Annotated in this window: 18 protein-coding genes and 1 pseudogene; 7 read left to right on the top strand and 12 right to left on the bottom strand. The window is 51.1% G+C overall.

The annotated features are described in order from the left end of the window. Window positions 1-30 precede the first annotated feature (30 nt). Genes tnpC through tnpA form a run of 3 tightly spaced genes read right to left on the bottom strand, consistent with a single transcriptional unit; the run spans window position 31 to window position 2,448 of the window. The gene (gene tnpC / locus H1S06_RS01200; RefSeq protein WP_181736332.1) at window positions 31-1,716 is read right to left on the bottom strand and encodes an IS66 family transposase; all 1,686 of its coding nucleotides are present in this window, start codon (window positions 1,714-1,716) and stop codon (window positions 31-33) included. 46 nt (window positions 1,717-1,762) lie between these two features. Beyond that, the gene (gene tnpB / locus H1S06_RS01205) at window positions 1,763-2,131 is read right to left on the bottom strand and encodes an IS66 family insertion sequence element accessory protein TnpB (protein WP_181736331.1); all 369 of its coding nucleotides are present in this window, start codon (window positions 2,129-2,131) and stop codon (window positions 1,763-1,765) included. Then, entirely contained in the window at window positions 2,131-2,448 is a 318-nt protein-coding gene (tnpA, locus tag H1S06_RS01210; RefSeq protein ID WP_181736330.1) for an IS66 family insertion sequence element accessory protein TnpA, read from the bottom strand. Before tnpA ends, tnpB begins: the two co-directional genes overlap by 1 nt. A gap of 348 nt (window positions 2,449-2,796) precedes the next feature. Here tnpA and H1S06_RS01215 point away from each other — a divergent pair, with 348 nt between their 5' ends. From H1S06_RS01215 to H1S06_RS01240, 6 genes are all read left to right on the top strand, one after another. After that, on the top strand, window positions 2,797-3,744 hold the full coding sequence (locus tag H1S06_RS01215; protein WP_255482855.1) for a response regulator: 948 nt from the start codon (window positions 2,797-2,799) through the stop codon (window positions 3,742-3,744). A 37-nt stretch (window positions 3,745-3,781) separates the two neighbouring features. Further along, a complete protein-coding gene (locus tag H1S06_RS01220) occupies window positions 3,782-4,147 on the top strand; it encodes a response regulator (RefSeq protein ID WP_181736454.1) in 366 nt (121 codons plus the stop codon). A 14-nt stretch (window positions 4,148-4,161) separates the two neighbouring features. Beyond that, on the top strand, window positions 4,162-4,698 hold the full coding sequence (locus H1S06_RS01225) for a chemotaxis protein CheW (RefSeq protein WP_181736455.1): 537 nt from the start codon (window positions 4,162-4,164) through the stop codon (window positions 4,696-4,698). A 37-nt stretch (window positions 4,699-4,735) separates the two neighbouring features. Beyond that, window positions 4,736-6,544: a methyl-accepting chemotaxis protein gene (locus H1S06_RS01230; RefSeq protein ID WP_181736456.1), complete on the top strand. Its 1,809-nt coding sequence runs from the start codon at window positions 4,736-4,738 to the stop codon at window positions 6,542-6,544. Window positions 6,545-6,547: 3 nt separating this feature from the next. After that, a complete protein-coding gene (locus tag H1S06_RS15675) occupies window positions 6,548-10,429 on the top strand; it encodes a hybrid sensor histidine kinase/response regulator (protein ID WP_328515291.1) in 3,882 nt (1,293 codons plus the stop codon). Window positions 10,430-10,544: 115 nt separating this feature from the next. Beyond that, window positions 10,545-11,558, top strand: a complete 1,014-nt coding sequence (locus H1S06_RS01240) for an acyltransferase (protein ID WP_181736457.1) — start codon at window positions 10,545-10,547, stop codon at window positions 11,556-11,558. Window positions 11,559-11,636: 78 nt separating this feature from the next. Here the strand turns inward: H1S06_RS01240 and H1S06_RS15770 are convergent. Then, window positions 11,637-11,744: pseudogene (locus tag H1S06_RS15770) on the bottom strand (IS30 family transposase); the annotation flags it as partial. 104 nt (window positions 11,745-11,848) lie between these two features. Here H1S06_RS15770 and H1S06_RS01245 point away from each other — a divergent pair. Further along, window positions 11,849-12,796, top strand: a complete 948-nt coding sequence (locus tag H1S06_RS01245; protein WP_181736458.1) for an IS30 family transposase — start codon at window positions 11,849-11,851, stop codon at window positions 12,794-12,796. A gap of 128 nt (window positions 12,797-12,924) precedes the next feature. On the opposite strand, the gene H1S06_RS01250 is transcribed toward H1S06_RS01245, so the two are convergent. The 8 genes from H1S06_RS01250 to H1S06_RS01285 all read right to left on the bottom strand — a co-directional run bounded on the left by H1S06_RS01250 (window position 12,925) and on the right by H1S06_RS01285 (window position 23,203). Then, window positions 12,925-15,102 (bottom strand): glycosyltransferase family 4 protein, encoded by a 2,178-nt coding sequence (locus H1S06_RS01250; protein ID WP_181736459.1) that lies wholly within the window; start codon window positions 15,100-15,102, stop codon window positions 12,925-12,927. A gap of 4 nt (window positions 15,103-15,106) precedes the next feature. Then, complete coding sequence (locus H1S06_RS01255) at window positions 15,107-16,231, bottom strand: glycosyl transferase (protein WP_181736460.1); 1,125 nt, start codon at window positions 16,229-16,231, stop codon at window positions 15,107-15,109. 79 nt (window positions 16,232-16,310) lie between these two features. Then, window positions 16,311-17,522 carry a glycosyltransferase gene (locus tag H1S06_RS01260; protein ID WP_181736461.1) on the bottom strand — a complete coding sequence of 404 codons (1,212 nt, stop codon included), beginning with the start codon at window positions 17,520-17,522 and terminating at the stop codon, window positions 16,311-16,313. Further along, on the bottom strand, window positions 17,519-18,313 hold the full coding sequence (locus H1S06_RS01265; RefSeq protein ID WP_181736462.1) for an ABC transporter permease: 795 nt from the start codon (window positions 18,311-18,313) through the stop codon (window positions 17,519-17,521). The genes H1S06_RS01260 and H1S06_RS01265 overlap by 4 nt, the downstream gene beginning before the upstream one ends. Then, window positions 18,300-19,670 carry an ABC transporter ATP-binding protein gene (locus tag H1S06_RS01270; RefSeq protein WP_181736463.1) on the bottom strand — a complete coding sequence of 457 codons (1,371 nt, stop codon included), beginning with the start codon at window positions 19,668-19,670 and terminating at the stop codon, window positions 18,300-18,302. Before H1S06_RS01270 ends, H1S06_RS01265 begins: the two co-directional genes overlap by 14 nt. A gap of 62 nt (window positions 19,671-19,732) precedes the next feature. After that, window positions 19,733-20,635: a peptidylprolyl isomerase gene (locus tag H1S06_RS01275; protein ID WP_181736464.1), complete on the bottom strand. Its 903-nt coding sequence runs from the start codon at window positions 20,633-20,635 to the stop codon at window positions 19,733-19,735. Between the two features lie 144 nt (window positions 20,636-20,779). Next, window positions 20,780-21,511 (bottom strand): hypothetical protein, encoded by a 732-nt coding sequence (locus tag H1S06_RS15800; protein ID WP_181736465.1) that lies wholly within the window; start codon window positions 21,509-21,511, stop codon window positions 20,780-20,782. A 108-nt stretch (window positions 21,512-21,619) separates the two neighbouring features. After that, window positions 21,620-23,203 (bottom strand): hypothetical protein, encoded by a 1,584-nt coding sequence (locus tag H1S06_RS01285; protein WP_181736466.1) that lies wholly within the window; start codon window positions 23,201-23,203, stop codon window positions 21,620-21,622. Between the last annotated feature and the right edge of the window lie 224 nt (window positions 23,204-23,427).

A 23,427-nucleotide genomic window follows, 5' to 3' on the forward strand; every position in this document is an offset into this window, starting at 1 on the left:
GTATCCGCCGTTAAAACGACCCACTTGCCCTTAACTGTACTGCGCCACTTTTTTTGAAGTACGTTCCAGCTCAACATTCCAGGGCAGCAGTCGCTCCAGCTTTTCCAGGGTGTCAGCATCGGCGATGCGCTCCAGCACATGCCGGATGTACGCCGAGGGTTCCAGGTCGTTGGCTTTGGCCGTTTCGATCAGGGAGTAACAGGTGGCACTGGCGTGAGCGCCCTGCGGAGTATCCGCGAACAACCAGGCCTTGCGCCCCACGGCGAACGGGCGGATGGCATTCTCGGCCAGTACGTTGCTGATATGCAGGTCACCCCGCTTACAGTAGCCGATCAGGGTGGGCCACTGGTTCAGGGTGTATTCCATCGCTTTGCGAGTTAGCCCGCCTTTCATCACACGCCCCACGTTCGCATCCAGCCAAGACTTGAACACTTCCAGTTTGGGGAGGCTCAGCTCCTGACGGATCCGGTAGCGTTCGTTAGGGTTCAGGTCCTTGATCTGACGCTCGATGGCATACAGCTTGTTGATGTGGCCAAGTGCCACATCCGCTTTGGACAGCTTGGTCTGTTTGCCTTTACCCGCCGGCTTGGCCCCTTTGGTCGCTTCGATAAACTTACGGCGGGCGTGATCCCAGCAGCCGATACGGGTCAGCTCATTGGCTGAACAGATCGGCGCATAACCGGAGTAACCATCCGCCTGCAGCACACCCTTGAAGTCATCAAGCAGGCGCACGGGCACCGCTCCACTTCGAGAGGGATCATAGGCGAACAGGACGGAAGGTTGGCCCGGTGGTCCGCCACGGGTCACCCACATCCATTTATCGGATTGGGCGGCTTTGCCATCCTCTTTGAGTACCTGGATCCGGGTTTCGTCAGCCTGCAGGTAGGCCGCACTGTTCTGCGCTTCCCGCATCAGGTTGATCAGGGGTTTGAACACCTCATCCAGACGGATGATCCAGTGCGCCATGCGGGTGCGGCACAGCTCATGGCCCAGACGCTTGAACATCTGCTCTTGCCGATACAACGGCAGACCATCGGCATATTTGGAGGTGATCAGGTAGGCCAGCAGGGCCGGGGTGGCGATGCATTTGCCCAGCGGGTGTGTCGGGCGAGCCGCGGCCAGGATACGCTCGTCGCCGTTCTCCTCGAACACCGCTTTTTCCTGCCAGTATTCCAGTACTTTGAGCTGGGCGGGGATATAGTCCAGCTCTTCCTTGACCTTGGTGAAGAAGGTTTTGACCGCCCCGGCCTTCTCTTCATCACTCAGCTGCAGCTCGATACGCTCACGCAGCAGGTGATCGGAGAAGCCGCGCTGACGGCGCTTGGGTGCAGGCGTGACAGCAGGGGTATCACCTTCAGCGGCTTCAATATCGTCCGGGAGCTGATCCCGCAGCTGATCGATCTCGGCTTCCAGTTCGGACTCATCGAAGAGGTGGATCTGGTGGGCCGTTTTCTCACTGCTGGCCGCGAACCGCTGGATGCGTTGCAAGCGCAGCATCTCTTCCAGCAACAGGATGTATTGCTCGCGCTGCTGGAGTTGCCGGTCACGCGCTTTGACGGCCTGATCCCGCTGCTCAAGCACTTGGTTTTGCCGTTCAAGCTCATCCTCTTTCGAGGCCAGTTGCTGCTGCAGCCCGGCCACCATCGACAGCAAGTCAGCGGTCGATAAACTGCTGATATCAGGCGTCTTTGAGGTGGTTTCGGGCTGTGTTTTCATGGGCAAAATTATATCAAAAACAGCCAGTTGAAGCACCCAAAACCGGCTATCCAACGGCCTCATACTGCAAGGTTTTATGGCCTTGCAGCAGGCTGATATCATAGCCATCGAGCAGCCAGTTGATCTGCTCGCCGGTCAACGGCATGAGCTCATCAGCCGGGCTCGGCCACTTGAATTTCTCTTCGGCCAGCGCCTTGTAATAGAGGATAAAGCCGTTGTCCTCCCACATCAGGCACTTGATCTTGTTACGCTGTCGGTTGGTGAAGGCATACAGCGCACCGGTGAAGGGGTTCTGTCCCAACTCCTGTTCAATCAGCACCGCCAGACCATTGGCCTGCTTGCGAAAATCAATGGGCTCACGGTACAGATAGATCTCGGGCATGGACCGAGAGGGACGAAGATACCGCGGTTTCATCAGAGCTGCCTCAGGATCGCGCCGAGCAGGTCGACATTACCGGCATGCAGCCCTGTAATGGCCATGCCGCCGGGAAGCTTCAGGGTCAGATCATCCGATAGCGGTGAAGCGGCCACCTGGGTGACGCGAGCAAAGCCGGATGTTGGTGTACGCTCGGTATCGGTCGCATCATCTGTACCTTCGAGCTTGCGGCGCCAATAGACAAACTGGTGATAGGACAGTGACTGCTGTTTGCAGAAAGCAGCACCGGATAGCCCGGTATCACGCCAGTGTTCAATGTGCTGTTGCCAGTAGTGTGTGCGCTCGGCTGAGTTCATGCTGGATTCCTCGCGTAGGTGACGATGGAATCAGTGTGCGGCGGTCAGTGGCTGGAAAAAAGGTGCTGATTTAAGGGCGCTTACATGCAGAGCATCAGCGCTCAGCCTGATCTACCCGCTCGCACACCATCTTTTTAAGAACATCCGTTTCAGAGAACACACCAAATCCGTACCCAAAACCATACACTTAGTGTTAGAGTGGTTTTTTATAACGTCATGCTATTGTCATAATAAGACGAATGGTCTAAAACCGTAACCGAATTGCATTATTTACGTGCTTGAATATGCATCCATTCCTACCCTCGTCCACGGAGCTAGCCGTTTGGACCTACTGAACAGGGAAGACGCATGAAGATTGGGACTCTCGGTTTCCCGGAAGATCAGCTCAAGAAGCTGGAAAAAATTCTGACACTTTCCAAAAGTAAGACACTGTCGCTCGTCGATTTTGATGCCGAGGCCTTGCCTGATGTCCTGTTGGTTTTTGGTGACGCCTTAACAGACCAGACCGAGATCACCACACTCCCCGAGTCACACCGGGAACGGTTGGTGCTGGTCAACAAGAGGAAGCCAGAGACTAACGAACAGGCACATATCAAACTCCCTTTCATCTCATCACGCGTGTTGCGAACGCTGGAAGCCTATGAGCCCCTGTCAATAGCAGAGGAAATGCCTCCGGCAGATGAGGCCGGCACCGATCTGCTCGAGCAACCGGCTGATATGGAAACGGTTGAATCAGCTGTAGTAGAAGCACTGCAGGAGCCTGCGGAAGAGACTCTGGAGCTGGCATTCGCAACAGAAGTCGCCACGGCAACAGCTGAACAGGACAATCCGTTCAGCAAGTATGATGCTCAAATCGAGGCGGTGCGCCAACAACAGGCCGAGCAGGCTGAACAGCCAAACCAGGCCTGTTACTCGGTTCTGGTGGTAGATGACAGCCATCCCATGCAGCAGATGCTGGCCAAAGAGCTTCAGCAGATGGACCAGCCCGTTGAAATCGACTTTGCTGATGACGGCGAAACCGCATTGGAAAAGGCCGAGCGTCACCAATACGACTTTATTTTCCTCGATATCATGATGCCGGGCATCGACGGATTTGAAACCTGCACGCGCCTGCGTCAAATGCCGGGATTGAAAAAAACCCCCATTATCATGCTTTCGTCGAAAACATCGCCTCTGGACGAAGTAAAGGGGATAATGGCAGGATCATCCACTTATCTGACCAAACCCATCGATCACGTCGAATTCCAGAAAGTCATTAAACGCGTGTCCCGCTGGGTCAGTGAATTCAAGAAATAAACTGGATCAACCAAAAGAAAATACTGGATATATACACATGGCAGTCAACAAAATTTTGATCGTAGAGGATGATCCGGTACAGCAGCAGCGCCTGCGTGAGGTTCTTCAGCAGACCGGAGCAGAAATCATCGTCGGCTCCAACGGTCAACAGGGTATCAATCTGGCCGAACAAGAGAAGCCCGATCTGATTTTCATGGATATTGTGATGCCGGAAGTCGATGGCTTTTCAGCCTGCCGTCAGATTACCAGCGGCGCCAATACCAAGGGTATACCCGTTGTTATCGTTTCCAGTAAGCATGAAGATGCCGACCGGGTATGGGCACAACTGCAAGGTGCCAGTGCCATTGTTGCCAAGCCCTATACGGACCAGGAAATTCTGGACCAGGTTCAGGCATTCAGCTAGGGAGCAATGCACGAATGGATGACCTGATCCAGCCCGACAGCTCTGACCTGCCTGCTTCCAGCCCTATGGAAGAAGAAGGGCCGCGCTTCGATGAAATCAGACACGGCTTTGAGCTCGACGGTCAGTACTACCTGCTGACCTCCGGGATCTTCTCCGAGCTGGCGTCAAAGAGCCAAATCTGCCAGTTACCGGACAGTCCGCCCTGGTTTGCCGGCTTTATCAATCATCGCGGCCATACGGTACCTGTGTACGATTTGCCCTACATGGCACACCAGCAGCGCACCGACCAGAAAGGGCTGTATTGGGTTTTATTACTGGATCGACAGCCACATACGGCCGGGTTTCTGCTCACCCAGATACCGAGCGTTGTCACCGACCCCGAACAGATCGAACAGAATGACCTCAACTACGATGCCCACCCGCGGCCACTACAGCCATTCCTGGGCACGGCATATCATGCCCAGGACAAGAGCTGGATCGAACTGGATCACCGGGCCTTGCTGAGCAAACTAAAGACAACTTTTTATCAACCGGCTGCGCTGTTCGAATAACACCTTAGTCGTCCATATTTGCTGAAAGGAATTAGACATGCCTCTTTTCTGGGAACTGCAGAACATACGAATGGGGATCAAGTTCGCGATCTCCGGTGTGCTTCTGATCGCAGGCATCATCGCAATCGCCATCGCCTACTATCAAACCATCGTAATCGATGAGCAGTCTCAGGCGGTCAGCCGCCAGACCCGACTACTGGCCGAGGACACCTCTCGCCTCGATTTTCTGCTGGTTGATGCCCAACAGGCTCTGACCGAGGCTCGCCTGTCGCCCAATGATGCAAATCTGGCCACATTTGTTCAAGCCACTGACAGCTTCAATAGCGGTCTGAAGTCGCTGCTGCAGCGCCTGCGCAGTGACGAAGACCGCCATAATATCCAGCAACGCCTGGATGCACTGGGTCTGGCTGATAAGATCGCACGACTGAACGATATTCGCACTCAAGGCGCAGCCCCGACACTCCAGGCGGCACTGATACAGCAAACATTCAACACCCTGCTGACCGACTTACGTGAGGTCAACACCAACTTGCAGCTACTGGTCAATGTCTATGCGGACCAGGACAGTCAGGCACGTACGGCCGCCATGACCCAGATGATCAAGCTCTTTTTCGCCTCTCTGGTGATTCTGGGCTTGGCGCTGGCAATTGCACTGGCGATCACCAAGTACGGCGTACTGGACCCCGTCCAGCGTATTCAGGACACTGTTGATGCAGTTCGTGCCGGTGACACCGAAGCCCGCACCCGCCTGGAAACCAAGGATGAGTTGGGGCAGATGGCAACGGTACTCGATACCCTGCTGGATGAAAAAGAGGAAGCCCTGGCCAAGCAGGCAGCCGAGAACAAGAAACTCAACGCCTCCATCATCGAACTGATCCAAAGCGTTTTCAAAATCAGTCAGCGAGATCTGACCGTTCGCGTGCCTGTTGCTGAAGACATCACCGGTGCAGTTGCCGACTCCATCAACCAGTTGACTAACTCGATTGAAAACGTACTGCGTGAAGTAAGTGCGGTCAGTAACGAGGTCAACAGCACATCCATCCAGGTTAAGACCCAGTCCGAAGCCGTACTGCTGCAGGCAACCAAAGAGCAGGAAGAAATCACCGAAACGCTGGAAGGTCTGGACTCGGCTATCCATGCCATGCAGTTGATTGCCAAGCTGGCTGCCGTCACCAACAGTGCTTCTCAGAAGGCGATCAACACCTCCGAGAACGCCAAGGAATCGGTATCGGCAACCATCGACAGTATCAACAAGATACGCCAGACCATCCACGAAGCGGAAAAGCGTATCAAGCGTTTGGGTGAACGTTCGCAGGAAATCGGCGGAATCATCAACCTGATCAACAACATTTCAGAACGTACTCATATCCTGTCACTGAACGCCAGTATGCACGCGGCATCCGCCGGTGAAGCCGGACGTGGTCTGATGGTGGTGGTAGACGAAGTACAGCGCTTGGCAGAAAACTCGCGTGAAGCAACCTCCGAGATTGAAAGCCTGGTCAACAACATCCAGCTTGAAACCGCCGATACCATCCACGTTATCAACACGGTAATCGAAGACGTAGTCGTCGGCACGCGCCTGGCCGAGCAGGCCGGTGAGCGTATGGAAGAGACACGGAATACAACACAGTCGCTGGTTGAGTCCGTTATCCGTATCGCCCAGAGCGCTACCGGTCAGGCCAAATTGGCCCAGAACCTGCGTCAGCGCGCTGGCAGTATCAATGAGTTTACCCAGGCAACCAACACCGAGATGCTGCAGCAGAAGCAGTTGTCCGAACGCCTGGTGGGCGCTGCCGATGAGCTTCAGCGCTCCATCAGCGTATTTAAACTGCAACATGCGGAGTAAGGCGTGACGACCGATATGGCGCAATGCTCAGGGATGGCTGTCCTGCTTTCCACACTGGAAAGCTTACTGACGGGCAGCGACGATATTCAGCCCGTACAACTGCTGGAACAGCTGCCATCATTGGCTGACGCCTGCTTTGAAGCGGACTGCTCAGGCAGCTCGGACCTCCTGACTCTGATTGGAGAGGTACTGGAGGCGGAAGCGCCGGAGCAGCCTTTGACTGACGACCAGCAGCAACAGCTGCTGGCGCTTGTAGCCCTGTTACCGAATCCGGCACAGCAACCGCCTTCTGAAGAGCGGGTAGCCAGCGTACTGGCCGCTCTGAGCAGCGCTCATTGGCAGTCGCCTCTCGAATACGAAGACCTGGAATCCCTTCCTGAGTTACTGCTGGCAGACTGGCAACAGCAGCCGGCGCTGACTGACGACACGATGTTCATTACCCTGTCAGAGTCTGAGGGGACTCCCCATCGCTCCATCGATGAGACCGTGCAGGATACAAGCCTCCCGGATGAAGCTCCCCTGCTGGATCTGGACGATCTGATTATCGAGTCGGAACCCGCCGATAGCGATGATATCCACACGGAAACTCCGGACACACCTGCAGCACTGGCCGAACACCTGCAGGCCCTGGCTGCTCCCCTGTTCGAATCGGATAACCCGCTCCCGGCCGACCTGGTCATGCTCGTCACGGAGCTGATCGACACCTGTGACGACCTCAGTCTACCCGTAATCGGGCAGGCCGAAGCTCTGATTCTCGACCTGATCAAGCAGCCTTCACGCGAAACCGCCGCAGCGGTAATCGATCTGCTCGGCATGGACAGCTGGCCTGAACCTCTCGACGCCGCGGACATTGCGGATCAGCGTGAACTGCTGAATGAGCTGTTCGACGCAGATAATCACACGGATACACCAGAAAGCTCAGTCGTACTCGAACCCTCATCACTCCCGGAAGCCGAGGCAAAGCCCTCCTTCTGTGATATCGACATGGCCTTGCTCGAAACCCCCGGCCCTTCCGTGGACCCCGGCATTGTCACCATGCTGATCGATTCTCTGCAGGCCCTGCAAGAACAGTGGGAACATGTTGATGCCAGCCGGGCAGATGCCCTGCTGGACGCCAGCCAGGACGCCCTGACACCTCTGTCTCGAGCCTGTACAACCATCAATTTACACGGGCTGCATCTATTGCTCACCGGGCTTACCCGTAACCTGGCCTGGTTCCAGCAACATCCCGAATGTTTCCATGATGATCAGTGCCTGCATTTTGCCGGCTGCCTGCAGGCCGTACATCAACACCTTGAAGCACTGGCCGACAAGGGCATTCGTGAAGACCTGATCGATATGATCAGTGATGACCTGCTGCCGATCCGGGCCGATTCACAGCAAGGAGCCTTCATCTCGGGACTGCTGGCACTGGCCAGCATCCAGTCGCCTGATGACATCGAGTGCGAAACGGCAACACCGGATGATATCGACCTCACTGTCAGCGATGAAATCGACCCCCAGCTGATGGAAATGCTGTATGACGAACTGCCCATTCTCGTCGAAGAATTCCAGCAGCACCTGCAGGCTGTCGTTGTCGATCATGAAGCAGACGCTCTGCTCAGTGCGCAGCGCTCGGCCCACACAATCAAGGGCCTGGCCAACATGGCCGGTATCAAGGGGCTGGCGAACCTGACCCACCACCTTGAGGACATTCTCGAGGTACTGACCGATGCCAAAACCTTTCCCGGTAGCAAGCTGACCCATGATCTGACCGGCGCCTCGGACTGCCTGGCTCAAATGAGCGAAAGCATCACCGAAGCGGGTGGAGCACCGGACAACGCTCAATACCGACTGCAGCAGATGATGACCTGGTTTTACCGTCTGCGCACGGAAGGCGTGGAATGTGCCGCCGAAACACTGACGGAAAACGAACGAACCGCACCGCCACCAACGGCAGTACCGGCCGTCGAGAACAAGCCTGCGGTCAACAGGTCAACAACGGGAACCGGACAGGAGGGAGACAAGGAACACGCCCACCTGCGCGTATCAGTAGGCATTCTGGACAACCTGTTCCGCATTGCCGGCGAATCCAGCACGCTGAATGCGCAGCTGGATGATACGTTGACCCAGCTGCGAAGCCTCAGCCGCTCCAACCGTGAACGACAGCGCTCCTTGCAGAAGGTCCTGTTCGAGTTGGAACAGCAGCTGCAGGACCATTTCACCCTGACCAACCCCTTGCAGGAAGGCGATAGCGGCTTTGATCCTCTGGAAATGGACCGCTATAACAGCATGCATACCACCCTGTCTCAGCTGCAGGAAGCCGTAGCCGACGTGCGTGAAGTGGATTACGAAGCAGAGCACCAGATGCGCCAGCTGGCCGAGCTTCATGTGCGCCAGAGCAACCTGCAGAAGGAATCGCTGGAGAACGTTCTGCATACGCGTCAGGTTGCGGTCAAGACTCTCAGCTCCCGCATGCAGCGTATCATGCGTCAGGCCAGCAGTGCTGCCGGCAAGTCCGCGCGCTTGGTCATTGAAGGTGAAGACGTCATGATGGATAGCCAGATCCTGAATCAGCTGGCCGATCCCTTGATGCATATTATCCGTAATGCCGTCGATCACGGTTTGGAAACGCCGCACCTCCGCTTCGAAGCCGGCAAGGATGAAACCGGTGTACTGACCATTCGTTTTGCTCAACACAATGGCAAGGTGCATGTCAGCTGCGAAGATGACGGTGCCGGCATCAACCTGAAGCGCGTACGCGAAATTGCCGAGCGCAAGGGGCTGATCAACTCCGACGCCGAACTGAACGAACGTGATATCCAGCGTTTGATTCTGGTACCCGGTTTCTCGACCCGTGATGAAATCAGTCAACTCTCGGGCCGTGGCATCGGCATGGATGTGGTCTACCAACAGGTTGCCCGTATGCAAGGGTCGTTAAACATCGACTCGACACCGGGACACGGCACCCGCTTCGAACTGTCGATGCCTGCCTCCTCACTGCTGGTCCACACCCTGCTGGTACGCTCCAGCAGCCAACGCATTTTTGCCCTGTCCAGCCACACCATTGAGCAAAGCCTGCTTTCGCTTGATGGTGAATTACATCAAACCGAAAACGGCCTGACTTTTACTACGTCCGAAGGTGAATACCCCGCCTATATGCTGGAAAGCCTGATCGGCGACCCCGTCAAGGAATACCACCATCGCAACCGTATTCATCCTGTACTGATCGTGACCCTTGACCACGACCGTAAAGCGGCCGTTCTGGTGCAGGACGTTATCGCGCATCGTGAACTGGTCTTCAAGTCCCTGAGTGAACACCTGCCCGATATTGCCGGGGTGCCCGGCGTCACCATCCTGTCCAATGGTGACGTCGCCCCGATCATCGACCTCCAGACACGTATCCTTGACCGCGCCTCCCTGCTGGCCTCGGCCTACGAAGTCCTGGAACCGACGCTTGAGCGACGCCTGCCACATCTGCTGGTGGTAGATGACTCGCTCAGCGCCCGCAAGACTCTGGCGACATTGCTCCGCGACAGTGGCTATCAGGTGTCAACCGCTATTGACGGTCTGGATGCACTGGACAAGGTTCGAGCGGATCCTCCCGAATTGATACTGACCGACCTGGAAATGCCGCGCATGACCGGTATGGAACTGGCTGCCATTATCAGCAACAGCCCCCAGTTCAGCGACATCCCGGTATTGATGATCACTTCACGATCGACCCACAAGCACCGTGGCGAAGCCAAGGCCGCTGGCGTCTCGGCTTACCTCACCAAACCCTGGACGGAAAGCGCTGTACTGGAAACCGTTCAGTCACTGATGTTTAAAGAGATTACCCTGGCCGACGAACCAGAGGACATACCCGATGAACTGGAACTGGATCTCGGACCTCTCCTGCTATAGGCATACCATCTCTGGATAAAAAAAGCCTGTGCGATAGTGAGTGTCGCACAGGCTTTTTATATAGAAAAATTGTTTATTAATTTTAATATTCCAAAAGGAACGATAATAAGCCCCCATGGATAAAAACAGAATATTTTGGCCCGATTTTACTCGAGCAGTAGCCATACTACTTGTAATTATTATTCACATAAGTGCCCCTGTTGTAGTTAGCTTAAAAGAAGTTGAAACCAGTAGCTGGTTATGGGCTAATGCTTTGGACTCAATTGCAAGAATTTCTGTTCCTTTATTTTTCATGATATCAGGATTTTTACTTCTCAATAAAGATATAGACATAATAAAATCCATAAAGCGAGCCAATAATCGAATACTGCTCCCTATGATATTTTGGTCTTTCTTCTACATCAGTTATTCAGCATATGAATACGGTATCGAATATTATTTAAATTATAATTATATGGGGCTATTAAAAACTCCTGCCCAATATCACCTTTGGTTTTTTTATGATATGTTGATATTGTATATAACTATACCATTCATGCGCGCTATTATAGAAAGAAAATTAACCATATATTTCATCTTTCTTTGTTTTTTAAAAGAATTATTTTTATTTTTACCTGTAGATAATTACTTCGAGTTTTCTCCTGTTTCTACGTTTGCAGGATACATGCTTGCAGGTCATTACATTGGAAATCTTAATAAAATCAAAAAATGGACATATAAAGCATCAGCTTTCATATTTTTTATTTTATTTTTTGTTACATTCGTAAGAACATATCAACTTTCATTCGAAGCAGGAACTCTAGTACAAGACTACTATTCTTATACATCACCAAACATTATAATCATGTCAATATGTGCTTTTTTTATAATGAGCCGTATCAAAATTGATACAAAATGGATAAAATACCCTATAATAATTATAAGTCGATATTCATTAGGAATATATGGTATCCATGTTTTCGTTATCCATTTACTTTACACCGGGAAATTTGGTTTCAAAATTTCATCTATGGAGAATAACGGACATATATTTTCATTATTGGAAACTTTTATTTTAGTTCTAATAATTTCATTATTTACCGTTATTCTAATAAGCTTAATAAAACCAATGAGAAAAATTATAAGTTAGCTGTAGATACTAAGGATGTCGCGAATTCAACTCCGAATTGCGACATCCTGAAGGTATTCATGAAAATACAATTTCAGGCTAACTGAACCCGAGGCATTTCCGAAGCCTGATATTTAACTTTTTTTCTGCCTTGCGGACACCCTCGTCAGTGATTTTCCGCAGATCCGTAGCTTTCGGAAGGTACTCGGGAATTCAGATAATAAGTGCGACACTCATGGTTGAACGGCGAGAGGTGGCCAACTGCCGAAGGTGGTACGCTTCAGCTCGCCAAAGTCAAAGTAAGTATCACCATGAGTTATCAGCAGTTGACCGAGGGGAAACGATACCAGATATCGGCTCTCCTTACGCAGGGATATTCGCCGGCAGCGATCGCTACTGTAGTTGAAGTTCATCGCTCCACAGTCTACCGGGAGATGAAGCGTAACAGTCATGACGGGGTGTATGAGCCTGAGGAGGCGCATGCCAGAAGCCGCTCACGTCGAGTCATGGCACGCAAATACAGAGTGCCGGAGCAAACCGTCATGTATGTGGAGCTGGCGTTGTCCTGGCACTGGAGTCCGGAACAGGTCAGCGGTATCGGCAAGCTCATTGGTCTGCCGGTGAGCCATGAGTGGATATACCGTCATGTCGCTGCCGAGAAGGCCCGTGGCGGCAAGCTCTACAAGACATTGCGCCAAGGACACAAACGGTACCGCAAGGGCAGCAACAGCAAGCGTGCGGTCATCCCGGAGCCGATTTCGATCGACGATCGTCCGGCCATCGTGGACACGCGGGGGCGCTTTGGTGACTGGGAGGTCGATACCGTTCTGGGCAGGCATGGTAGCGGTGCGTTGGTCACGTTGGCGGAGCGCAAGAGTCGCCTGTATCTGGTCCGCAGGGTCGACGCCAAGCGGGCTACGGATGTGCGGGATGCGATCATCGATATGCTCATGCCCTATGCCGACCATGTGCATACAATCACGGCGGACAACGGCAGCGAGTTCGTCGAACACAAGGCCATAGCGGAAGCGCTGGGGGCGGAGTTCTACTTTGCTCACCCGTACTCCTCATGGGAACGCGGACTGAACGAGAACTTCAATGGGCTGCTGCGGCAGTTCATCCCGAAGGGTACGGATCTGAGGCTGATTACGGATGAAGATGTGCGGTGGGCAGAGAAGAGGTTAAACCTGAGGCCGCGTAAATGCCTCGGATTCAGGCAGCCCGAAATGGTGTTCCAAGAATACCTTCAGGCTGCATAGGCGGGTGTCGCACTTCGGAGTTGAATTCGCGCTGGCGTAGCAGGCCGCTAAAGCTCTCGCTCAGCCCATGCTCCCAGAGGGATTGACACATAAAAATGAACACTATCCGCAGTGTACCATTTTATGGTTCATATATTTTTAAAAAAGCTTCTGATTATTCTAGGAACCTTTTTACTAGCTCTTAGTTTATTATTTGTAAACTTACAAAAATCTTTTAAAACATCCAAGTATGAACTTCCACTTCTCACAATGAGAGATCCTTGAAAAGAAAGGCCATCAGCATCTTCATTTTCTCTAGATAGTGGAAAGTAAATTTCTGACAAATTAATATCAGGGAAAAAAGCCCTGTATTCTAACAGCATACTTACACTATTTTTTCGGAGTGATCTTGAGACGTCTTCTCTTATCTTGAGTAAAGTCTGTCGGTCAGCATCAATACTGGCTAAAGTAGCCAGCATGTCGGCCCCATCCTTGGCAATCAGCCAACCGTTTTCACCCTCTTTGATCCGATCGGCGAAAGCGCCAACATCGGTGGCTACAACAGGCAAACCGGCGGCCCAGAGTTCGCTTAGTGTATAGCTGAAAGTCTCGGGAACCTGTGACAGCAACAAACCCAGATCAGGACTGAACTGGCGCAGCAGCTCTCCCAGCTGCGCGCGTTCATAGCGCTCCACGACCGTCACGGAAGGCGAAGACTGAAAAGACGCACCGCTGGTGCCGCAACCCAGCAACACCACATGATAATGTTCGATCAGCTCTCGCCAAACGACTTTCAGCAGCCCCCCTCCCTTATGGGCTTCCAGGCTGCCCAGAATAACGATGGTCAACTTTTCACCGGCAGGCCGCACATCGTCTATTTGGGCAATCGGAGCCAGTGAGGCCAGCAAGTCTTGGCCAAGACCATGCTCGATCACATGAATGGGCTCGTGCATGCGGGGAAAGAGCGAATGAACCCTGTCTACAACCGATACACTGGGCGCAATCTGGATAATTTCGCCTTCGTTCAACAAAGCGGCGAAGTGATGACGAAGACGAGCCCAGTGCTCAACCCCTTCATGCAGGAAAAAACGCTCAGACGGATTTTCCTTCCAACACTGCTTTAACCGGGTGCTGTTGCAGCTCGTACAGGGGTGCTCGAAGGTCGCCGTGATAAATGGACACACCGGATAGAAATCATGCCAAACATACAATGTCGGCACCGCCGTTCGTAAACAATCCAGCGAATGCCCAATGACTGATGAGACGATAACGGTATCGGGACACCAGTGCTGAATAATCTCGTCCATGATCGAACGGTACTGAACATGCGTCACCAGAGTAGACAGTATGGGCAGGTTCAAGGACCATTCACGAATCGGCACATCACTGGTAGGTGACTCGAACAACGCCAGCTTGTAGCCAAAGGCATCCCAGTCGCCAATAGGACGCAAGACCAGATTACGCACCCCCGTATCGGCAGCGGCAAAATCCTCGACCCAGCGGCCCAGCCCCCCTCCCCAATTATGGCTGATATGTAAACGCACCGGCTGGTTAACGACAGAAGTGGCCTCGGGTTGCTGACAGCGACGGCTTAAATCGGTCAAGGCATGGCGCAACCCGGTAAATGGATGGCGCCGCACGAGCAGCTGTTCCCAGGTTGCAGGCAGCCCGGCAGGAGCCCGCTGCGGCGGCCAGTCCGCATCATCCACATAGAGACGGTCCGTCAGGACCATGCCCACACCCTTGTCCTGCAGTACCTGATCCACAGCAACCGAATTCGCTTCTCGATATGCGCTGACCACCTCAGCATCCATCACCGCGACATGGCCCGCCAGCACCGGTACATCCATCAGCTGTCCACTGGCATAGCTGCTGAGCCACTGGTCCATCGCCTGCACATCCAGCCCCGGTTGATGATCGGACGACAAAAACGCACTGGTAAACGGGTGCCGGACGGAAAGAGGCAGTAGAATATTCGCTGCCGATTCTCGCTTGATACTCAACAACCGCCGCATAAAATGCGGCGGTAATCCGGCACTGGCAGGTACAAATAGATACTCCTGCCGATTCGGAACATGCTGATTCACATATTCCAGCAAGCATGACCAATAGTTATCCCGCAACGCCGCCAGAGCAACGTCCGGTGCGCTGCCCAGTCGGTGCAGCGTTACCGCCTCACAAGCCTGTACCCCGGCCTCATCAGCAGCCGAAAGTTCGGAGGCCAGCAAGAGATGCAGTTCAACATTCTGAAACCGCTCCAATCCCAGCGCGGTCAGGCACTCGCTCAGGCGTCCGGCAACGTCCGCAATAACAACAACAGCCAGCACTCAATCACCGCCGTGCGACAAAACGAAAGACCGTTGCAACGCCCTTCAGCGCCATTCGGCGCCAGGCTGCCCCCGCCTTGGGACTACACGAAAGGTAATCAAAATAAGCGCCCATATCACCTATCACCTTGCTGACTGGCGCACTGGGGCTTATCTGAATTGAGGTAAATTCAAGCGGGTTGTCCGGACAGTTTGCCTCATACCACTGCTTGTACCCTCCCTTATCCTGAGTAGAAAAGGGATCAGGAAAGGCCTGTTGCAGGTCAATCCGGGAGCGGTACAGGAGACGTGCATTCTTGCTGATCGGCGTACCGTCATCATAGTGCGCATACTTGTACGGCAACTTGCCCAGTTGCTCCTGTCCATATCCCTGACATTGCTCTATATACCAGTTTCTCAGCGCAAAGAGCGCCTTGTTGCCGCTGGCATATTTGTTGAGCATTTTTTCCTGGTCACCACTGTCGAAACCCGAGAAATGATAAAATCCAAGAGGCTCGCCATTGACCGTAAAACCGTCCTCAAACGTGCCGTCCACCTGACGGGTTGAGATATTCCAGGTCGCCACGTTGAAGGCTGGTGAACGCAGTACTTTAAGGTCATCAAAAAAACAAGGGGCCAGATTCACCCAGCGCTGATCCGTAAACAGACCTCGCACCAGATCATCATGGCAGAAGGTATGCAGACGACTGGTCCACCAACGGCTGAATCGACGGCCTTCCTCGCTGTTGCGGATGCCAACGAAACCAAGGTTAAAGACACCATAAATCAGGCTGGCCATCTCATTATCCATGATCGCTTCAATGCTGGTTTCAGGTTCGGTCTGGTGCGGTGTCAAAATGACACTGGCCGAATCCAGCTCCCGGCACAACTCGTCCAAACGCGAAAAAACCGCCATATCGGGGTCAAAATAAATGACTTTATCCGCATTGAAGCGCTCAAAAATGGCTTCGGCACCAAAGCCCTTTACGGCTGTGCACAACTCAACGACCGTATGCCCGAACAGCCAGCCCGTCATATTATCCACAGGCAGGGAGTCGGCATAAATCACATTATCAAAAGGCTCATCATCCAGCGAAAAGCCTGCCGGCAAGTCATCGGACAATAACAGATCGAAGGTGGCTTCAGGCATTACGGCCTTAACCGAGTGTGCAAGTACACGCGCTTTCGGCAGGTAGTTCGACGTTATACTCGTGTAAACATGCAAATTGTCAGTCATGGAATTTCCAAAATTTTCTTATGAAACGTTGTAACTTGAAGGGCCAACTGCTTTGAAGCTGCTCAAGTTGCTGATGACAAGCCACCAGGTCGCTCTGTAATTGTAACGAGTTCCGCTGCGCCTGTTGCAGTGCCTCATCCGTACGGGTAAAACTGTGCCGCACCTCATCCAATAGCCGGTCATACTCGGCGCATCGACTATCATACTCGGCGCATCGCTTTTCATACATTGAAAGCGCATTCTTATGCTCATTGAGTTCGGCTGTATAAATACGCTCGGTATCAAGCACTTGATGCCGCGCTTGCTCCAGCGCAACTTCCTGATACTCCAATTGCCGATCATACTCGGCCAGAACAACAGAATGTTGGTCAGAGCTACCCAGGCGGGCAACTGAAACGGATCTGCGCAAGGCTTTCAATGGGTCCTGCCGGATAAAGTCAGCCACCACCCGAGGATATTCAGGATAACGTTCGGCAAGCAATGTCTCTGCACGCGCCATCAGCGCACGACGTTGGTCGCCGAAACTGGCTCCGCCCTGATGGTACACGAAGAGCTCGCCACATAGCAGATTACGGTACCCCGCGGCGGCGGCACGACGAGAAAAATCGTTCTCTTCGCCGTACCCCTTGCCATAGCGTTCCGCATCGAACAGACCGATCGTATCGAGGCAGTCCCGCCGGATATACATGCAGAACCCGACTCCGGTCGGAAGATCGACCACAAGGCCCTGATTGACCGAGGCAAAGAAACCATCCATCTGCTCCAGATCCAACCCCTCGGGCAACTCTGCACTTTCGCAGAAATACGGATAGGAGCAAATCGAGGCATTATTGGAGAAAGGCGTCACCGTCGCAACATTCGCATCCGTATAAGCCGCACGCTGCAAACGTTCCAGCCAACCTGGAGGGACCCGAGTATCGCTGTTCAACAACACGACATCCCCGCTGCCAACAGCCATTCCCCTGTTGACTGACTGGACAAAACCCAAGTTCGTCTCATTCACCAACAGCTGGATACATGTATGCTGCTCGGCATAGTCGGACAACATGGCGGACAGCCCCGGTTCGGGAGAGGCATCATCCACGATGATTAACCGATTGACGCGTTCAACATCCAGATGGGATAGCACCGAATCAATACAGGCTTTCGTCAGGACAGCTTCTTTGTAGACCGGAAGTACAATATCAACTCTCTGCATGCTCATAAGATATCAGCAAACCCGTTCCTCAAGCGCTTGAAAACCCAGCCTCCTGCCAGGAACGACACTATCCCTGCCCCATACATCATGGCAAAAAGCTCACCGGGAGGAACCGATCGGCTGTTAACAATGAAACGCATGAACTCAATAAAATGTGTTAAGGGGTTTAAAGCAACGATCACCTGAAAGTCTGAAGGCAGTGTATCCATAGAGTAGAAAACAGGACTCAGGAACATCATGGCTGTTACCAAAAATCCAACAATATAGGAAACGTCACGAACATAAACCGAAACGGCACTTACAAAAAAAGAGCAGCCTGACATAAACAAAATAAATGCGGGCAATAAACAAAAAACAAAAACAATATTCCAGCCAATTCCCGTTCCAAAACAAACCTGATAGATAATCAATATTGAAAAAGAAACCATAAAATTAAAACAGGCAGAAAAAACAGAAACCAATGGGATTACATCAAGTGGAAAAACAACCTTTTTAACCAAATTAACATTTTCATGAATCAACGAAGGTGCTTTGGATAATATTTCAGAAAAAGCAAAATAAACAATCAAACCTGTAAAAACAAAGGCCACAAAGTCCAATGGTTCAGCACCATAACGGTTTTCAAATTTCACTTGAAATACAAGCTTGAAGAAAAAATAGTAAACAAGCATCAATAAAACAGGATTAATTATGACCCATATAAGCCCCAGGACTGACCCCTGATAACGAGCCGAAACCTCTCGAACAGTCAATATCTTTAACAAGTCAAAATGTTGCTTTATATTAAACTGATTCATCTTCAATCAACTCAAGGCTACAAAATTCGAGAGGAACACCAAAAATACCGTGCGCTACAGGACCTTTCTCAACATAAAAAATGATTGCATTATGATTCCAGCAGTGTTGCACATGATCGGCCTGATTACCTGAAGCAACCGAAATAGAAATCGTATACTCACTGACTGCCAAATAAGGCAAGGTTATACCAAAGCGAGCCTCATATCGCTTACCTTTCTCAACACTGGGTGGGTTTTCATGGTGGATAATGCAGTTATTATCTCCAATAATAACCTGTCCACAGCGATCTTTTATCAAAAATCCGACAATAACAGATTCGATATCCTGATGAGCGAAAAACGAAAAGCAAATAGCAACCTGGCTCCCACCAGTGACACCTATTAATTTCCGGCCATTGGCATCACGTATAAAAGCATCAAATATACTGACAGCCCCATCACCGAAGTTCTGTCCCTGCGCCTCAAACTTACAAATTTCAATATGGTTAGATAAGTTGCTTGTTTCTATAACATCTTTCCGGGCATCATACCAAGGCTCGTGGTTGAATAAGGCTGGCATTTCCCGTTTGGATTCATCCAAAGGCCCTAGCTGAACAGGCTGCGTTTCCTGCTGCGTCGAATAGAGAAATTCCAGATATTGATCCAAAACTGTCGCAGTATCGCCCAGCCCTTTTTGAATACCAGAATCAATCCAGAGAACTCGGTCACACAACTGACTGATGGCACCTGAGTCATGGCTCACAAATAAAATTGAGCCGCGCTGCCTGAATTCTTTTAAAAATCGGATACATTTTTGTGAAAAAAGGATATCCCCTACAGCAAGGGCTTCATCTATGATTAATACATCTGCATCAACATGGACGATAACCGAAAAAGCCAGTCGTACAAACATACCACTTGAATAGTGTTTAACCGGTTGATCTATAAAATCACCGATTTCTGAAAAATCAATGATGGACTGCATCTTTGAATCTATTTCACGCTTTGTAAGCCCGTAAATAGATGCATTAATTTTTACATTCTCGCGACCTGTATATTCGGGATTAAAACCAGCTCCTAACTCAAGCAAAGCGGCAATACGACCTTCCTTATATATAGATCCAGATGTTGGAGTTATCGTCCCACATATTATTTGAAGGAGTGTTGATTTTCCTGAACCATTCCGCCCAATAATACCAACCGTCTCCCCCCTTCTAACTTCAAAACTTATCGTATCAAGTGCGACGAATCCTTCATCACTTTTTTTGAAACAATTTGGCAACAGTTGTTCCAAAAGACCTGAGAAGTGATTTGAAGATGGCGAGAATACCTTGCCCAGATCCTTAACATCAAGGACAACATGGTTAGAATTTTGCATCAGAAAACTCATAAAATGCAGCCGCACCACCTAGTACAAGTAGCGGCTGCAATCATTCAATGTTATTTGCTATATTTTTCTTCAAGTTCTTTCAGCAGTTTTTCATTCAGCTTAAGACCAAAATCTTTATCGCCTGTACTCACATCGCTAATAATGCTCTGACGAATTTCGCGCATTTTTTCAGTCTTCAGCTTATTCACAATAAAGCTTTTCACATCATCGAATTTTTTCTGACCTGCTTCCTCTTTGGCCAAAACCATGATGATATGATAGCCAAATCGAGTCTTAACAGGCTCTGAAATTTCGTTTAGATCCATCGAAAAAGCTTTTTCTTCAAATGGTTTGACCATTTGCCCACGACCAAAGAATCCAAGGGTTCCCAGATTTTTAGCAGCTGAAGGATCATCCGAATACTCAGCCACAACTTTTACGAATTCAACACCATCCTTAAGTTTTTTGTGGGCAGCGTTGGCAATAGCCAATGCATCTTCTTCACTACGCTCAGAAGTTGAAATAAGAATGTGCTGGGCACGAACTCTTTCCTGAATTTTAAACTCATCCGTATTGGCCTGATAATATTCTTTAGCTGAAGTTTCAAAGTTAATCTTCTCAATTTCAGCGTCAACCAAGGAGTTCAGGTGCTCTTCCATCAACAGTCGTTCACGATAAAAATCAACAGCCCAGTCGACTTTTTCCATATCAACCGTTTTGTCTTCTTTTGCTTCTGTCGCCAGTGCCCTGATAACATACAAATTCTGTACCAACTGTCTTACTTTCTGCTCCTGAGCAAGAATAGCTTCACGACCGCTCTCTGGCAGTTGAGCTTTTGAGTACTGTTCAAAATCTTCGACGGATACGTTAAAACCATCTGCTTCAAGAATATTATCGGATGCCTGTACAAAAGAAGTAAAACCAAGTGTCGGCAAAAAAATGTACGCTGCAATTTTCTTTTTAAATGAAAACATGGGTACTCACTACGTTAATACTATATTCAGAATAATATCTTCCATATAAAAACAGACCCGAACACATAGTAATTAAATGTGTTTGGGTCATGTTTTATAAACCGAGGAAGATATAAAACCTATATCCGTTTTACTGAAAACGAATTACTTCAGGCCAGCACCACTATTGGAAATAGAGCGGTACACACGTGTAGCAGACTGCTCAGGATCGACGTGCTGCAAGTTCAAATAGTAGGTTTTTCCTGGTGCCAAATAGCACTTGGCCAGGTCGCCCATATCCTGAGTCCAGTTCAAAGAATACACGTAGCTTCTCTTCTGGCTGCAGAACATATGATCATACGTACGTCCTTCACGATTCAACTCCCCGAGAGACGTCCCTCCTGGGGTTTCCGATAACCATGCATTCGTCACAGGGCCACTGCTTGCTGCAGCAAAGGAAATCTTGCCTGAAATCACATTGTTCGACGGGAAACTCGAGAAACGGGTCGCGAGCGTTTTAGCCTTGGGAATCGTGACCGTCACTCGGCCATTGTAGCCAAAGTCCGTGATTTCAGCACACTGAACAGTTGCACTGTCCACGCAGTCTTCGCCAGGAGTCGGATCGGTCGGATCGGTCGGATCGGTCGGATCGGTCGGATCGGTCGGATCGGTCGGATCGGTCGGATCGGTCGGATCGGTCGGGCCCGTAATAATTCCGATATTCTGTCCCGGCACAGTCAAGCTGACGCCATTGGTAGCACTGTACTGGACTTCAACACCAGTAAAGCTTCCCAAATTCGTTCCATTGATTTTAACAGGGATTGCTGCTGATGCTGTCGCGGCAGATAAACCCAATGCGGCTGCCACACTGGCAGTCAGTAGAAGTCGCTGTTTCATTTAACACCTGCTGATATTAGTTTCCGTCACATTCATTCTATGCTTTTTACTAAAACAAAAAAAGGCACCCTAAGGTGCCTTTTTGACTACAATCACACGCAATAGTTCTTACTGAGCGATGTTATCAGTAGTGCTCTTCAGGACAGAAGCTGAACCGTAGTTCATCACAACGCCTTCACGTACACCATCGTTGGTAACTTTCTGTACAGCAAAGCCTACTGCCGGCAGACCCTGGAAGGTCAGACCAACGCCGGACAGGGTACGGTTACCGTACGGGTTGCTAGCATCAGCTCCAACCTGGGTCGGATCATTCAGATCAGCACCGCGGAAAGACAGACGCGCCCAACCTGTTTCGTAGTCCGGAGTGAAACCGTAAGTGATACGGTCGGAGCTCTTCAGACCATTCTGACCCGCGAAGTCGATGATGCTGACTTCAGTACACAGGTTGGCATCCGGAGAAGTAGTATCAACATCCGGCATCGGAGAGAAACCAGCGTCGATATTCGGCGCAGCGATAAACGCTTCTTCACGGTCCCAGTGAGTCATGGAAACCGGCTCACATGCCTTGGAAGCTTCAGACCAAGTTGCAGTGAACGGGTTGTCGCCGTTCTCAACATAGAAGCGCTTGGTCGGCATGGTGATAACCCAGTCCGTAGAAGCGTTCAGAGACGGATCAACAACGAAGTCGTGAGACAGGGTGTTAACCATGAACAGGGAGCTGACTGCATCGATACCGGCAGAGAACGTGGTATCAGTTGCTACAGAACCGTCGAACACAGTAGAAGTCACTTCCGCCTGTGCCAAGCTCGGCAGAATAGTACCCGGAGCCGCATGCAGAACAGTCAGACCATCAGTCATTGAGTCGATGGCAACAGCATCCACACCGAATGAAGTACCATCTTCAACGTTGATTACGCTGGCGTAACCATACAGACCACCGGTGTTACCGCTTACTTCTTCCAGAGCGTTCTGAGCCCAAGCACCTGCCGGGGCAGTAGCCCACGCAGAAACCAGCGCGCCACAGTCATTCGGCATGCCGTTTGCGTTGTGCTCAGCGTCATCACCGAAGCCAAAATCGGGATCCAAAGTACCCATTTCGATGATTTCAATGTAGCCTTCGCGCGTACGATCCATGCGAGTGCTGTCACCGTTATTCACGTACTGGAAGTTGGTGAACGGCTGACGACGCACGATAGCCCCACCGCCATTCACAACAGCTTCAGACTCGGCGTAGTTGGCAACTGCAGGAACAGTCCAGCCATCAACGTCCGCATCGCTCACGCCATAGTTGGTTTTCTGGGCAGAGGTCAGGCCACGTGCCTTACCCAGCATCGGAACTGTACAGCTGTTATCGGTAGTTACCAGTACAGCGTTTTCAGAACCTTCACGCGCGCCAGTCTGATCCAGGTAGATACTACCGGACCAGTGGTCTTCCGGAGACAGGTACAGGTTAAAGTCAAGAACCTCTTCAGAGTTCATGCCTTCGATGAAGCGAACTTTAACAGCCTTGGTCAGGTTAGTCGTGTTAACGATGTGGATGTTGGTCATGTTGCCGTTCTCAGCAGAGTAGAACGGGAAGATCAGTGCTTCACCAAGACCTTTATCGTTGATATGCATCCCAGCCTGGGCGGTACCCGCCACTGCACCGGCAAGGCCGGCAGCTACTGCGAGGGACAAGATTTTCTTTTTCATGTGTTGCTCCTAGGTTGACAACAGTCCAATTGTTGAACAAAGCAGGCAAATGTTTGCAAACATTTTTTTTCCACCAGCTTGAGAGATTATGCTACTCAAGTTTATCTGTGCATGCCAGCTTTTAAACACGTATGGCGCGAGCCAAATTAACATATAAAACCTACAGCAGGCAAGCACATCGCGGATGCCGAAATGACATTTTCGCTCACACCAAACCGTCTGTA

The sequence above is a fragment of the Marinobacterium marinum genome (genome assembly GCF_013868415.1).
Classification (GTDB): domain Bacteria; phylum Pseudomonadota; class Gammaproteobacteria; order Pseudomonadales; family Balneatricaceae; genus Marinobacterium; species Marinobacterium marinum.

Excerpts from the sequence above, each read along its gene's own strand:
- tnpC (WP_181736332.1), bottom strand. The coding sequence starts at position 1,716 with ATGAAAACACAGCCCGAAACCACCTCAAAGACGCCTGATATCAGCAGT.
- tnpB (WP_181736331.1), bottom strand. The coding sequence starts at position 2,131 with ATGAAACCGCGGTATCTTCGTCCCTCTCGGTCCATGCCCGAGATCTAT.
- tnpA (WP_181736330.1), bottom strand. The coding sequence starts at position 2,448 with ATGAACTCAGCCGAGCGCACACACTACTGGCAACAGCACATTGAACAC.
- H1S06_RS01215 (WP_255482855.1), top strand. The coding sequence starts at position 2,797 with ATGAAGATTGGGACTCTCGGTTTCCCGGAAGATCAGCTCAAGAAGCTG.
- H1S06_RS01220 (WP_181736454.1), top strand. The coding sequence starts at position 3,782 with ATGGCAGTCAACAAAATTTTGATCGTAGAGGATGATCCGGTACAGCAG.
- H1S06_RS01225 (WP_181736455.1), top strand. The coding sequence starts at position 4,162 with ATGGATGACCTGATCCAGCCCGACAGCTCTGACCTGCCTGCTTCCAGC.
- H1S06_RS01230 (WP_181736456.1), top strand. The coding sequence starts at position 4,736 with ATGCCTCTTTTCTGGGAACTGCAGAACATACGAATGGGGATCAAGTTC.
- H1S06_RS01240 (WP_181736457.1), top strand. The coding sequence starts at position 10,545 with ATGGATAAAAACAGAATATTTTGGCCCGATTTTACTCGAGCAGTAGCC.
- H1S06_RS01245 (WP_181736458.1), top strand. The coding sequence starts at position 11,849 with ATGAGTTATCAGCAGTTGACCGAGGGGAAACGATACCAGATATCGGCT.
- H1S06_RS01255 (WP_181736460.1), bottom strand. The coding sequence starts at position 16,231 with ATGCCTGAAGCCACCTTCGATCTGTTATTGTCCGATGACTTGCCGGCA.
- H1S06_RS01260 (WP_181736461.1), bottom strand. The coding sequence starts at position 17,522 with ATGAGCATGCAGAGAGTTGATATTGTACTTCCGGTCTACAAAGAAGCT.
- H1S06_RS01265 (WP_181736462.1), bottom strand. The coding sequence starts at position 18,313 with ATGAATCAGTTTAATATAAAGCAACATTTTGACTTGTTAAAGATATTG.
- H1S06_RS01270 (WP_181736463.1), bottom strand. The coding sequence starts at position 19,670 with ATGCAAAATTCTAACCATGTTGTCCTTGATGTTAAGGATCTGGGCAAG.
- H1S06_RS01275 (WP_181736464.1), bottom strand. The coding sequence starts at position 20,635 with ATGTTTTCATTTAAAAAGAAAATTGCAGCGTACATTTTTTTGCCGACA.
- H1S06_RS15800 (WP_181736465.1), bottom strand. The coding sequence starts at position 21,511 with ATGAAACAGCGACTTCTACTGACTGCCAGTGTGGCAGCCGCATTGGGT.
- H1S06_RS01285 (WP_181736466.1), bottom strand. The coding sequence starts at position 23,203 with ATGAAAAAGAAAATCTTGTCCCTCGCAGTAGCTGCCGGCCTTGCCGGT.